Raw genomic sequence first — 13585 nt, 5'->3', positions numbered from 1 at the left:
CCCGGGCTGAAAGGGACGTCGTGTTCAGCAAGATCCTCGTGGCGAACCGTGGCGAGATCGCCATCCGCGCGTTCCGTGCCGCGTACGAGCTGGGGGCCCGCACGGTCGCCGTGTACCCGTACGAGGACCGCAACTCCCTGCACCGGCTGAAGGCCGACGAGGCCTACGTCATCGGCGAGCCGGGTCACCCCGTCCGGGCCTACCTGGACGTCTCCGAGATCATCCGCGTCGCCCGCGAGTCGGGCGCCGACGCGATCTACCCGGGCTACGGCTTCCTGTCCGAGAACCCGGAGCTGGCCGCCGCTGCCGCCGCTGCGGGGATCACGTTCATCGGTCCGGGCGAGCACGTCCTCGAGATGGCGGGCAACAAGGTCACCGCGAAGGAGCACGCGATCGCGGCCGGTGTCCCGGTCCTCGCGAGCACCCCGCCGAGCCGCGACGTCGACGAGCTCCTCGCGGGGGCCGACGCGATCGGCTTCCCGGTGTTCGCGAAGGCGGTCGCCGGCGGTGGCGGTCGCGGCATGCGCCGGGTCGAGACCGAGGCCGAGCTGCGCGGGGCACTCGAGGCCGCCATGCGCGAGGCCGACAGTGCGTTCGGTGACCCGACCATGTTCCTCGAGCAGGCCGTCATCCGTCCGCGGCACATCGAGGTGCAGATCCTCGCGGACGCCACCGGCTCCGACGCGGGCACCATCCACCTGTTCGAGCGCGACTGCTCCGTGCAGCGTCGCCACCAGAAGGTCGTCGAGATCGCGCCCGCGCCGGACCTCGACCCGTCGGTCGCGGCCGCCCTGCACCGGGACGCCGTCGCGTTCGCGCGGTCGATCGGCTACGTCAACGCCGGCACCGTCGAGTTCCTGCTCGACACCGAGGGCGCCCGCGCGGGTCAGCACGTCTTCATCGAGATGAACCCGCGCATCCAGGTCGAGCACACCGTGACCGAGGAGGTCACCGACGTCGACCTCGTCCAGTCGCAGATGCGCATCGCCGCGGGGGAGACCCTCGCCGACCTCGGGCTGTCGCAGGACACCGTCAGCGTGCACGGCGCCGCCCTGCAGACCCGCATCACGACGGAGGACCCGACGCAGGGCTTCCGTCCGGACACCGGCCGCATCACCACCTACCGCAGCCCGGGCGGCGCCGGCGTCCGCCTCGACGGCGGCACGGTGGCGACGGGCGCGCAGATCAGCCCGCACTTCGACTCGATGCTCGCGAAGATGACCTGCCGCGGGCGGGACTTCCCGGCCGCGGTGGCGCGGGCCAAGCGTGCCCTCGCCGAGTTCCGCATCCGCGGCGTGAGCACGAACATCCCGTTCCTGCAGGCCGTCCTCGAGGACCCGGACTTCGCCCGCGGCGACGTCTCGACGCAGTTCATCGAGGAGCGCCCGCAGCTGTTCGGCGGTCACGTCTCGAAGGACCGCGGCACGAAGGTCCTCGGATGGCTCGCCGACGTCACGGTGAACAAGCCGAACGGCGAGCGTCGCCCGCAGACCGTCGAGCCGAGCGAGAAGCTGCCGGCCGTCGACCTGTCCGTCGCGCCGCCGGAGGGGCAGCGCGACCTGCTGCGCCGGGTCGGTCCGGCCGCGTGGGCACGGGCGCTCCGCGAGCAGACCGCCCTCGCGGTCACCGAGACGACGATGCGCGACGCGCACCAGTCCCTCCTCGCGACCCGGGTCCGCACGAAGGACCTGGTGGCCGTCGCCCCGCACGTGGCCCGGCTCACGCCGCAGCTGCTCAGTGTCGAGGCCTGGGGCGGCGCCACCTACGACGTGGCGCTGCGCTTCCTCGGCGAGGACCCGTGGGAGCGCCTCGCCTCGCTCCGCGCGGCGATCCCGAACATCCCCGTCCAGATGCTCCTGCGCGGCCGCAACACCGTCGGCTACACCCCGTACCCGACGGAGGTCACCGACGCGTTCGTGGCCGAGGCCGCCGCCAGCGGCGTCGACGTCTTCCGGGTGTTCGACGCGCTCAACGACGTCTCGCAGCTGCGTCCCGCCCTGGAGGCCGTGCTCGCCACCGACACGGCCGTCGCCGAAGCGGCGCTCTGCTACTCCGGCGACCTCCTCGACCCCGCCGAGGACCTCTACACGCTCGACTACTACCTCCGCCTCGCGGAGCAGATGGTCGAGGCCGGCGCGCACGTCATCGGCATCAAGGACATGGCCGGCCTGCTCCGCGCCGGTGCCGCCGAGCGGCTCGTGTCGGCACTGCGTGAGCGCTTCGACCAGCCCGTGCACGTGCACACCCACGACACCGCGGGCGGCCAGCTGGCGACCCTCCTCGCCGCGTCCCGCGCCGGCGCCGACGCCGTCGACGTCGCCGCCGCGCCGATGGCCGGCACCACGAGCCAGCCGAGCATGTCCGCGCTCGTCGCGGCGCTGGCGCACACCGAGCGCGACACCGGGCTCGACCTCGCCGCGGTCGGCGCGCTGGAGCCCTACTGGGAGGCCGTGCGTCGCGCGTACGCGCCGTTCGAGTCCGGCCTGCCCGGGCCGACCGGTCGCGTCTACCAGCACGAGATCCCCGGTGGGCAGCTCTCGAACCTCCGGCAGCAGGCCATCGCACTCGGGCTCGGCGACCGCTTCGAGCAGGTCGAGGACTGGTACGCGGCGGCCAACCGGATCCTCGGCCGGCCGACGAAGGTGACGCCGTCGTCGAAGGTCGTCGGCGACCTCGCGCTGCAGCTCGCCGCGGTCGGGGCCGATCCCGAGGACTTCGAGCAGAACCCCCAGAAGTACGACATCCCGGACTCGGTCGTCGGGTTCATGGCCGGCGAGCTGGGCGACCTGCCCGGCGGCTGGCCGGAGCCCTTCCGGTCGAAGGTGCTCGCGGGGCGGGAGGTCCGACTGACGGTCACCCCGGTCCCCGACGAGGAGCGTGCGCACCTCGCCGCCTCCGGTCCCGAACGCCAGCAGGTCCTCAACCGCCTGCTCTTCCCGCAGCCGACCCGGCAGTTCGAGCAGGTCCGCGAGCAGTACGGGGACCTCTCCGTCCTGCCGACCACGGACTACCTGTACGGGCTGCGCCCCGGTCAGGAGCACGTCGTGCCGCTCGGTCGCGGCGTCGACCTGCTCGTCGGGCTCGAGGCGATCGGCGAGGTCGACGAGCGGGGCATGCGCACGGTCATGACGACGATGAACGGGCAGCTCCGCCCGGTCACCGTCCGCGACCGTTCGGTCGAGGTCGAGACGAAGGTGGCCGAGCAGGCCGACCCGTCCGACCCGAAGCACGTCGCCGCACCGTTCTCCGGTGTCGTGACGCTCAAGGTCGCCGTCGGTGACGTCGTCCGGGCCGGTCAGGCCGTGGCGAGCATCGAGGCGATGAAGATGGAAGCGGCCATCACGGCGCCCGTGGCGGGCACCGTCGGCCGTCTCGCGATCCCGGCGACCCAGCAGGTGGACGCCGGCGACCTCCTGGTGGTGCTGCAGTAACGTGACCGTCCGTCCCATCCGCCTGTTCGGCGACCCCGTCCTCCGTTCCCCCGCGGACCCGATCGCACCGGAGGCCCTCGGCTCACCCGGTGTGCGCGACCTCGTGCAGGACCTCATCGACACCGTCAAGGAGCCCGGCCGTGCCGGCGTCGCCGCCCCGCAGATCGGCGTGGGGCTCCGGGCCTTTTCCTGGAACGTGGACGGCGAGGTCGGCTACGTCCTGAACCCGGAGGTCGTCGAGGTCCGCGGCGAACGGGAGCACATGGACGAGGGCTGCCTCTCCGTCCCCGGCCTGTCCTACCCGACACCCCGCCACCCGTGGGCCCGGGTCCGCGGGGTCGACGTCGACGGTGTCGAGGTCGTGCTCGAGGGCACCGGGCTGATGGCCGAGGCGCTGCAGCACGAGGTGGACCACCTCGACGGCACCGTCTACGTCATGACGCTCGACCCCGAGGTCCGCCGCGGGGCGCTCCGCGACATCCGCGCGCAGGACTGGTTCCACTGACCCCGACCCCGCGCCGGGACGTGCGGACCGGGGTCGGTCCTGGTCCGCACACCTGCGGACACCCGATCGTGGGGGTCGCCGACGTCACCGGCACGACGTAGCGTTCTGCGTCGACGCGCACCCCGCACCAGCCGGGTCGGCGGGCGCGCACCGACCAGGAGGACGGCCGTGCAGGGACGGACCACGACCACGCGCCGGGCACGGCGCATGACCGCGACGCTGCTCGCGGTGCTCACCGCGCTGGCAGCCGGCGTCGTCGTCACGGGGCCGGTGTCGCCGGCCGTCGCGGCGACCTCGGAGCCGGAGGCCGCCGACTACGCCACCGACGTGTTCGGCGACGCGTGGGACTTCTCGAACGCGGCCGACATCAACACGAGCTCGACGTCCGCCCGGGCGTCCGTCGGCGGGGGCGCCCTGAGCGTCGAGCTCGTGGACCAGGACCACCTCTTCCTCGTGCACTCGGTCTCGGGCAGCCTGCCCTTCGGCCGCGACGGGGCGCTCCAGCCCGTCGACACGGCGAAGTACACCCGGCTCTCGTTCTCGATGGACCAGCCGCTCGCCAAGCGCATCGGTGCCGTCTACTGGTTCACCTGCCGTGAGCAGACGTCGGCCTGCGGCGGCGGTGCCACGTTCTCGACCGTGCCGGGGCGCCACACCTACGACATCGACCTCGCCAAGACGTCGACGCTGCTCGGCAAGCGCCCGTGGAAGTCGGCGAAGATGGTCGTCGTCCGCCTCGACCCCGTGGTCATGCGCGCGAAGGAGAAGGGCGGGACCGCCTCGATCGACTGGGTCCGGCTCCACGCGGCGCCGGACGCGCAGCACCCGAACGCGGCGCTGCCGCCGGGGACCACGGGCACGACGACGATCCGGCCGCGTCCGCAGACGGTGGTCGACTCGCCCAACCCGTCGCAGGGTGCGGACCTCGCGGCCGTCCAGCACGGTCGGTCGTGGGACTTCCGGTCGGCCGTCGCCACCGGCGGGGTCCGCTACCAGGACATCACCCGCCTGCCCCGCGACTCCCGCGGCCTGAACGCCCGGAACGCGCCGCCCGCCCAGAACGACCCCCGGCTGCTCTTCCCGGTGTCGCCGTTCCCCGGCAGCACGTACCACTACCTGCAGTTCGACATGACGTACGACGGGAAGTTCGACCTGGCCGACCACCCGGGCGGCGGCAAGATGGCGCGTCTCATCTGGAACGCCTCCGGCTCGGGGACCCCGCAGATCAGCAACGACATCCTCACGTACGACTCGGGCAACCAGTCCGAGGTGACCGTCGACCTGACCGCGCGGAACCCGCTCGACGAGAACGCGCTGAACCCCCGCCTCGGCTGGGCCGGTCGGACCATCACGAGCCTGCGCTTCGACCCGAACGAGGACCCGGGTGCCGCGGTCTGGCACCTCCGCTCGCTGCACCTGCGCGCGGACCCCGCGGCGAAGGGCTCCACCTCGGTGCAGTTCCACGACGCGGCCTGGGTGCCGGGCACCACCGCCGAGGTCGCCGTCGGGACGCGCCCGCCGGGGAGCCGGGGCTACGTCGCCATCGCGGCCAAGGGGACGGCCGTGGCGAAGGGCGCGAACAGCGTGCCCTTCCGGCTCGGCTCGATGGCTCCGGGACGCTACTGGGTGCGGGTCACGCTGACCCACCCGGACGGCAGCACCTCGACCTCGTTCGCGCCGGCGCCCGTCGTGATGTCGCGCTGACCACCACCGTCCGGACCACCGCTCCGAGCGAACAGTCGGTGACACCCGGACGCGGGATTGTCGCTCCGGCGCCGGACGGAGGTACCGTGCTCTCGTCGGCCACCCACCGACGCCCTTCCCACACCCCAGGACCCAGCATGACCGTTCAGAACGACGAGCTCAGCTCGCACCGCACCCGCACCAACCGCCGCCCCGAGCCGATGCCCGTGACGGCCTCGACCGCCGTCCTCGACGCGCCGGAGGTGCAGCAGGCCCCGGAGGCCTGAGGGGGCGCGTGGCGCGACCCGGACACGGGTGGCGCGGACACACGCAGACGGACGCACGGGAGGCCCGGTGCCGGTCCCAGGGACCGGCACCGGGCCTCCCGTCCGTCGCGGTGCTACGCGCGGTCGCGGCGACGGGACGCGACCACGGGGGTCGCGGTGGTCTGCACCTTCGACCCCGAGTAGATGTGCTCGACGTCGGCCGCGAAGTCCCGCATCACGACGGCGCGCTTGATCGTGAGCTTGGGCGTCAGGTGACCGGACGCCTCGGTGAGCTCCGCGTCGACGATGGTGAACGAGCGGACCGACTCGGCCCGCGACACCCGCTGGTTCGCGGCGTCCACGGCCTCCTGGACCGCCACGTGGACGCGTTCGTCGTACGCGGCCGCGGTCGGGGTCAGGGCGGGCACGATCCCGCGGGCCTCGCACCAGCCGGGCAGCATCTCGCGGTCGAGGGTCACGAGCGCCGCGACGAACGGCTTGCCCTCGCCGACCACGACGACCTGTCCGACCAGCGGGTGCTCGCGGATGCCGTCCTCGATCGGGGCGGGGGCGACGTTCTTGCCGCTCGCCGTGACGATGAGCTCCTTCGCGCGGCCGGTCACCGTGAGGACCCCGTCGGCGTCGAGCCGTCCGAGGTCGCCGGTGCGGAACCAGCCGTCGACGAAGGCCTTCGCGGTCGCCTCCTCGTTGTGCCAGTAGCGGTCGAAGACGTCGACACCGCGGACGAGCACCTCGCCGTCCTCGGCGATCCGGACCTCGACACCGGGCAGCGCGCGCCCGACCGTGCCGATCCGCAGCTCCTGCGCGCGGTTCACCGTGGCCGGCGCGGTGGTCTCGGTCAGGCCGTAGCCCTCGAGGATGTGCACGCCGATCGACCGGAAGAAGTGCGACAGTCGTGGCGACAACGGGGCGGAACCGCTGATGGCATGCGTCACCCGGCCGCCGATCGCGTTCCGCAGCTTCGCGTAGACGAGCCGGTCGAAGAGCGCGAAGCGCAGTCGCAGGCCGACCGGCACCCGACCGGCCGCGAGGGCCTCGGAGTGCGCGACCGCGACGTCCGCCGCGGCCCGGAAGACCCGGCCCTTCCCGCCGAGGTCGGCCTTCTGCTCGGCCGAGTTGTAGATCTTCTCGAAGACGCGGGGGACGGCGAGGAGGAACGTGGGGCGGAAGGTCGACACCGCCCGCATGAGGTCTCGGGTGTCCGGTTCGTGCCCCACGACCACGCCGGTGGAGATCGACATGACGGCGATGAAGCGTGCGAACACGTGGGCCATGGGGATGAAGAGGAGCGTCGACGAACCGTCGGCGACGACCTCGGGCATCGCCTCCGTCGCCCCCTCGACCGTCGCGGTGAAGTTGTCGTGCCGCAGCACGCAGCCCTTCGGCCGACCTGTGGTGCCCGACGTGTAGATGATCGTGGCGTCGTCGTGTCCGTGCACGTCCGACGTCCGGGCGTCGAGCTCGGCGTCGGTGACGGTCTCACCGAGCCGGACGAGGTCGTCGAGCCCGCCGCCGTCGATCGTCCAGTGCTGTCCGAGGTGCGGCAGGTCGGGGGCGACGGACGCGACGCGACGGGCGTGCTCCTCCTGTTCGACCACGACGGCCACCGTCTCGGAGTCCGAGAGGATCCAGCGCACCTGGTCCGGGGAGCTCGTCTCGTACACGGGGACGGAGACCAGGCCCGCGGTCCACACGGCGAAGTCGACGAGGGTCCACTCGAGGCGGGTGCGCGAGAGGATCGCCACGTGCGCACCGGGAGCGAGCCCGGCGGCGACGAATCCCTTCGCGATGCCGCGGACCCGGGCGAGGGTCTCCGCGGCGGTGACGGTCGTCCACGTGTCGCCGTGGCGCTGGGCCAGGATCGGTCGGTCCGGGGTCCGTCGCGCCCGGTCGGCGAGCAGGCTCGCCGCGGACCCGCGGTCCGGAGCGGAGGTGGGTGCGGACTGCCGCTGATCGTTCACGGTGGACTCCCTTGTCGGCCGGTTCGATACGAGGACGCCTCGACGGTGAGGCGACACCGCCAGCTTACGGCGACGACTCGGGCCGCCGACCGGGCACGGCCGCGGTTCGCAGCACCTCGACAGGCACGGTCCGGCGTTCGGCGGCGCCACCCGGAGACGGTAGGGTCGATGCTCGTGCATGCCATCGGAATCGACATCGGGGGCACCAAGATCGCTGGTGCGGTCGTCTCGGAGCTCGGCGAGATCCTCGCCGAGGACCGCGTCGCCACCAACGCGGCGGACCCGGACGCCATGCTCGACGACGTCGTGACCATGGTGTCGCGACTCCGGGCCGCCCACGACGTGGGTGCCGTGGGCGTCGCCGCGCCGGGCTTCATCGACGCCTCGCAGTCGATCGTCTACTACACGCCCAACATCCGGTGGCGGAACGAGCCCCTGCGCCAGAAGCTGCAGGAGCGTCTCGGCGACCTGCACATCACCGTCGACAACGACGCGAACGCGGCCGGCTGGGCCGAGTTCCGCTTCGGTGCCGGCCGCCTGGTCTCCGACATGACGATGCTCACCATCGGCACCGGGGTCGGCGGGGCGATCGTCACCGAGGACCGACTTTTCCGGGGCGGCTTCGGCACCGGCGGCGAGATCGGCCACCTGCGCGTCGTGCCGAACGGGCTCCCGTGCGGCTGCGGCGCCCGCGGGTGCATCGAGCAGTACGGCTCCGGACGCGCCCTGCAGCGCATGGCGAACGACGTCGCCGACGCCGGCGGCATCGGGTCGGCGCTGGCCGACGCCCGCGAGCAGAACGGCGGCCAGCTCGACGGCGCGATCGTCGGCGACCTCATCCTGGCCGACGACCCGGGCGCCCTCGCGGCCCTCCGCCGCCTCGGTCGGCACCTCGGCGAGGCCTGCGCGTCGCTGTCCGCCGTGCTCGACCCGCAGCTCTTCGTCTTCGGCGGCGGGGTCGCCAGCGCGGGCGACCGGCTGCTCGAGCCCATCAAGCAGGCGTACCTGAACAACCTGCCGGCCCGTGGCTACCACCCGGAGCCCGACTTCGTCATCGCCGAGCTCGTGAACGACGCCGGTGTCGTCGGCGCCGCCGACCTCGCCCGCATCCACGCGCGCACGGCGTAGGGTCACCTGACGGCACCCGCGTCCCGAACTGGAGTCGACGATGACCTACTGGCTGCTCAAGAACTTCCTGCTCGGCCCGCTCATCCTCACCCTCTTCCGACCGTGGGTCATCGGGCGTGAGCACGTCCCCGCGAAGGGGCCGGTGATCTTCGCCTCGAACCACATCTCGTTCATCGACTCGGTCATCCTGCCGGCGGTCCTCGACCGTCGCATCTCGTTCCTGGCGAAGAGCGACTACTTCACGGGTCGTGGGTTGAAGGGCTGGGCGACGAAGACGTTCTTCAACGCCATCGGACAGCTGCCGATCGACCGCTCCGGCGGCAAGGCGTCCGAGGCGTCGCTCCGCACCGGACTGCAGGTGCTGGCGCGCGGGGAGCAGCTCGGCATCTACCCGGAGGGGACCCGCAGCCCGGACGGCAAGCTCTACCGCGGTCGCACCGGCATCGCCCGGATGATCCTCGAGGGCCGCGTCACCGTCGTGCCGGTCGCCATGATCGGCACGCGTGAGGTGCAGCAGATCGGGCAGAAGATCCCGAAGGCCAAGCGCGTCGGCGTCGTCTTCGGCAAGCCGCTCGACTTCTCGCGCTTCGCGGGCTTCGAGACCGACCGGTTCATCCTGCGCAGCGTGACCGACGAGGTCATGCACGAGCTCGCCGGCCTGAGCCGTCAGGAGTACGTCGACGTCTACGCCACGAGCGTCAAGGAGCGGGCGACCAGCGCGCGGGAGCAGGTCATGAAGGACCGGCGCACCCCGGCCGCCGCTGCAACCGAGGCGACCGCCGCGGACCGGTAGCCGACCCGTCACACGCACGCGGACGCCGCGCGGCGGACGGTAGGATCTGAGGACTCCGAGCCCGAGCCGGGGCCCCCGCCAGCGGGTGCCGCCCCGGCCACCGACCCAGAACACCGAGGTACCTCCTTGATCGAGTCGACCGACCCCGTCGCCCTGCAGGATCCGGACGTCATCGCGGGCCTCGACCACTGGCGCACCCTGCCGATCAAGCAGCAGCCGACCTGGCCGGACCTGGCCGCCGCCGAGGCCGCCTCCGCCGAGATCGCGACGCTCCCGCCGCTGGTCTTCGCGGGCGAGGTCGACGACCTGCGGGCCCGGCTCGCGGTCGCGGCCTCGGGCGGCGCCTTCCTGCTCCAGGGCGGTGACTGCGCGGAGACCTTCGCCGGCGCCACCGCGGACTCGATCCGCGACCGCGTGAAGACGATCCTGCAGATGGCCGTCGTGCTGACGTACGGCGCCTCGATGCCCGTCATCAAGATGGGCCGCATGGCGGGGCAGTTCGCCAAGCCGCGGTCGAGCGACCTCGAGACCCGGGGCGACGTCACCCTGCCGGCGTACCGCGGTGACATCGTCAACGGCTACGACTTCACGCCGGAGAGCCGGCAGGCCGACCCGCGCCGCCTGGTGCAGGGGTACCACACGGCCGCGTCGACGCTGAACCTCGTCCGCGCCTTCACCCAGGGTGGGTTCGCCGACCTGCGCCAGGTGCACTCGTGGAACAAGGGCTTCGCGTCGAACCCGGCGAACGCCCGCTACGAGCACCTCGCGGCCGAGATCGACCGCGCGATCCGCTTCATGGGCGCCTGCGGTGCCGACTTCGAGGCGCTCAAGCACGTCGAGTTCTACGCCTCGCACGAGGGGCTGCTGATGGACTACGAGCGGCCGATGACCCGGATCGACTCGCGCTCCGGTCTGCCCTACGACACCTCGGGCCACTTCATCTGGATCGGTGAGCGGACCCGCGACATCGACGGTGCCCACGTCGACTTCCTGTCGCGCGTGCGGAACCCGATCGGCGTCAAGCTCGGCCCGACGACGAGCGTCGACGACATGCGGGCGCTCATCGAGAAGCTCGACCCCGAGCGCGAGCCCGGTCGCCTGACCTTCATCACGCGCATGGGCGCGGGCAAGATCCGTGACGAGCTGCCGAAGCTGCTCGAGGCGGTGCAGGGCATGGACGCGAAGCCGCTCTGGGTCACGGACCCGATGCACGGCAACGGCCTGACGACGCCGACCGGGTACAAGACCCGTCGGTTCGACGACGTGGTGGACGAGGTCCTCGGCTTCTTCGAGGCCCACCGCGAGGTCGGCACCTACCCGGGCGGCATGCACGTCGAGCTCACCGGTGACGACGTCACGGAGTGCCTCGGCGGCTCCGAGCAGATCGACGAGGCGACGCTGGCGACCCGGTACGAGTCGCTGTGCGACCCGCGCCTCAACCACATGCAGTCCCTCGAGCTGGCCTTCCTGGTGGCGGAGGAACTGGCGGCGCACCCGACCGCACGCCCGTAGCGCGCAGGTCCCCACCGATGGACGGGAGGCGCGGTGCCAGCTGGCACCGCGCCTCCCGTCCGTCGTCGTGGGCGCCCGTCGATCTGCCGACCGGCGCGTCGTCGAGCAGGCTACTGCCGGTAGGACAGCGTGATCTCGTCGCCGCGGTACACCGTCGACCCCTGCACCGGGTCGGTCGCGTCCACGCGGAGCAGGGCCTTCCAGTCCGTCAGCCGGCACAGCACGTTCGTGCAGTCCGGCACGGTGACCTGCAGCCCGAGGTTCTCGAGGGTCGAGGTGGCGTCGGCGATCGTCTTGCCCGCGACGTCGGGCAGGGTGATCGGCGTCGGACCACGGGAGACCACGAGGTCCACCGTCGAGCCACGGACGGCGGGGGAGCCCTCGACCTGCGAGGAGATCACCTGCCCCTTCGGCACGTCGTCGTCGTAGCGCTCCTGCTGCGCGCCGACCGTCAGGCCGACGCCCTGGAGCGTCGTGGTGGCGTCGGCCACGGTCTTGCCGGTGACGTCCGGTACGGCGCCGAGGGAGACCGTCAGGGTCACCGGGCCGCGCTCGCCGTACTCGTCGACGGTGGACAGGTCGACCGTGTCGCCGCCGGGGAGCACCCCGGTCGCGGCGATCACGGTGTCCGCCGGGGCGTCGGCCGAGAACTCGTACCGGTCGTCCTGCAGCTGGAAGTCGTCGTCGAGCGCCGCGGTCACGGTGGACAGCGGCTGTCCGACGATGGCCGGCAGCGCGATCATCCGTGGTCCGCCCGACACCACGATCTGCACCGCGGTGCCCTTGCGGACCTCGCGTGCGGCCGCGGGCTTGGTCGTCGAGACCTGCCCCTTCGCCACGACGGCGTCGAACCGCGTGCCGGTCCGTGCCGCGGGCTGGAGCCCCTGCGCCTGGAGCAGCTGGCGTGCCTGCGTGACGGACTTGCCGGCGACCTCCGGGATCCGGACGTTGCCCCAGGGCCCGGGGCCGAGTGCCCAACCGACGACGCCGGCGGCGATCACGAGCACGAGGATGACCGCGAGCGCGATCCAGCCGCGCTTCCGGCGCTTGGCGGACTTGTCGGCCAGCCGCTGTCCGGCGGGGGAGAGCGCGCCGGGCTGCGAGCCCGTCCGACGCGGTCCGGGCGCTCCGCGGCGGACCGGTGCGGCCGCGGCGCCGCCCGTCGACCCCGCGATCACGCGGGTGGCGTCGGTCGCGTCGCCGCTGTCCGCCCGACCGTCGCTGGCCGCCCGGCCGTCGCCGGCCGCCCGGCCGTCGCCGGCCGCCCGGCCGTCACCGGCCGGCAGGATCGCGGTGGCGTTCTCCGGGCGGAGGACGGCGGTCCGGTACTGCCCGGTCGCGCGCTGCCGGTCGCCGGACACGTGGTCGAGCATCTCGCGGGCGTCCATCGGCCGGTCGTCCGGGTTGCGGGCGGTGGCCCAGGCGACCAGGTCGTCGAGCTCCGGCGGGACACCGGGCTCCGCGGCGCTCGGCACGGGCACGGTGTCGTTGGCGTGCTGGTACGCGATCTGCATCGGCTGGTCGCCCTTGTAGGGCTGCTCGCCGGTGAGCATCTCGTAGAGCATGATGCCGACGGCGTAGATGTCGCTGCGCGAGTCGGCAGCCCCGCGCGTGACGAGCTCCGGGGACAGGTACGCGATGGTGCCGAGCAGGGCCGCGCCGGTGGCGGTGTTCGCGGTCGTGGCACGCGCGAGACCGAAGTCGCCGAGCTTGATCCGGCCGTCGTCGGCGAGCAGGACGTTCTCGGGCTTCAGGTCGCGGTGCACGATGCCGGCGCGGTGCGCCGAGGCCAGCCCGGCGAGGACGGCGCGCAGGATGTCGGTCGCCTGCTCGGGGGTCAGCGCCCGGTGCTCCTGGAGCAGGTCGCGGAGCGTGATCCCCGGGATGTACTCCATGACGATGTACGCGGTGTCGTCCTCCGCGCCCTGGTCGTAGACCCCGACCAGGTTCGGGTGCGACAGGCGCGCGGCCGACCGTGCCTCCTGGATGAAGCGCTCCCGGAAGGCCTGGTCGTCGGCCAGGTGCCCGTGCATGATCTTGATCGCGACGCGGCGTTCGAGTCGGACGTCGGTCGCCAGGTACACCGTGGCCATGCCGCCGCGGGCGATGCGCGAGCGCACGCGGTACCGCTGGTCGATCATGCGACCGATCATCGGGTCCGTGGCGGCGTTCGTGGTCATCGGCGGCATTCTACGAAGGCGGGCTGGTGGGGCCGGTACTGACGCTCCGGTCGTTACCCGATCTCGATCTCGAGGATGACTCGTTCCGTCGGGCGACCAGGGCGC

At 72.7% G+C, this 13585-nt stretch carries 9 protein-coding genes; 7 read left to right on the top strand and 2 right to left on the bottom strand.

Annotation, left to right across the window (positions count from 1 at the left end):
* The first annotated feature begins 20 nt into the window (after positions 1 to 20).
* From AB0N84_RS06080 to AB0N84_RS06065, 4 genes are all read left to right on the top strand, one after another.
* Complete coding sequence (locus tag AB0N84_RS06080) at positions 21 to 3431, top strand: pyruvate carboxylase (RefSeq protein ID WP_363544384.1); 3411 nt, start codon at positions 21 to 23, stop codon at positions 3429 to 3431.
* 1 nt (position 3432) lies between these two features.
* Complete coding sequence (locus AB0N84_RS06075) at positions 3433 to 3936, top strand: peptide deformylase (protein WP_363544382.1); 504 nt, start codon at positions 3433 to 3435, stop codon at positions 3934 to 3936.
* 168 nt (positions 3937 to 4104) lie between these two features.
* Positions 4105 to 5640: a hypothetical protein gene (locus AB0N84_RS06070; protein ID WP_363544380.1), complete on the top strand. Its 1536-nt coding sequence runs from the start codon at positions 4105 to 4107 to the stop codon at positions 5638 to 5640.
* 137 nt (positions 5641 to 5777) lie between these two features.
* Positions 5778 to 5906: a hypothetical protein gene (locus tag AB0N84_RS06065; RefSeq protein WP_259346265.1), complete on the top strand. Its 129-nt coding sequence runs from the start codon at positions 5778 to 5780 to the stop codon at positions 5904 to 5906.
* A 113-nt stretch (positions 5907 to 6019) separates the two neighbouring features.
* Here AB0N84_RS06065 and AB0N84_RS06060 read toward each other — a convergent pair whose 3' ends face one another.
* A complete protein-coding gene (locus AB0N84_RS06060; RefSeq protein ID WP_363544378.1) occupies positions 6020 to 7867 on the bottom strand; it encodes a long-chain fatty acid--CoA ligase in 1848 nt (615 codons plus the stop codon).
* A gap of 174 nt (positions 7868 to 8041) precedes the next feature.
* Between AB0N84_RS06060 and AB0N84_RS06055 the strand changes: the two genes are divergently transcribed.
* The 3 genes from AB0N84_RS06055 (at position 8042) to AB0N84_RS06045 (ending at position 11300) form a co-directional block, all read left to right on the top strand.
* Positions 8042 to 8995, top strand: coding sequence for an ROK family glucokinase (locus AB0N84_RS06055; protein WP_182047844.1), 954 nt, complete (start codon positions 8042 to 8044; stop codon positions 8993 to 8995).
* A 40-nt stretch (positions 8996 to 9035) separates the two neighbouring features.
* The gene (locus tag AB0N84_RS06050; RefSeq protein WP_289458677.1) at positions 9036 to 9788 is read left to right on the top strand and encodes a lysophospholipid acyltransferase family protein; all 753 of its coding nucleotides are present in this window, start codon (positions 9036 to 9038) and stop codon (positions 9786 to 9788) included.
* A 126-nt stretch (positions 9789 to 9914) separates the two neighbouring features.
* Positions 9915 to 11300 (top strand): class II 3-deoxy-7-phosphoheptulonate synthase, encoded by a 1386-nt coding sequence (locus AB0N84_RS06045; RefSeq protein WP_363544375.1) that lies wholly within the window; start codon positions 9915 to 9917, stop codon positions 11298 to 11300.
* Positions 11301 to 11410: 110 nt separating this feature from the next.
* Here AB0N84_RS06045 and pknB read toward each other — a convergent pair whose 3' ends face one another.
* Positions 11411 to 13480: a Stk1 family PASTA domain-containing Ser/Thr kinase gene (gene pknB, locus AB0N84_RS06040; protein WP_363544373.1), complete on the bottom strand. Its 2070-nt coding sequence runs from the start codon at positions 13478 to 13480 to the stop codon at positions 11411 to 11413.
* Positions 13481 to 13585: the final 105 nt, after the last annotated feature.

Source organism: Curtobacterium sp. NPDC089185 (genome assembly GCF_040685235.1).
Classification (GTDB): domain Bacteria; phylum Actinomycetota; class Actinomycetes; order Actinomycetales; family Microbacteriaceae; genus Curtobacterium; species Curtobacterium citri.
This window is presented reverse-complemented; position numbering and strand designations above follow the sequence as displayed.

Coding starts and splice junctions, on each gene's coding strand:
- pknB (WP_363544373.1), bottom strand. CDS start 13,480: ATGACCACGAACGCCGCCACGGACCCGATGATCGGTCGCATGATCGAC.
- AB0N84_RS06050 (WP_289458677.1), top strand. CDS start 9,036: ATGACCTACTGGCTGCTCAAGAACTTCCTGCTCGGCCCGCTCATCCTC.
- AB0N84_RS06065 (WP_259346265.1), top strand. CDS start 5,778: ATGACCGTTCAGAACGACGAGCTCAGCTCGCACCGCACCCGCACCAAC.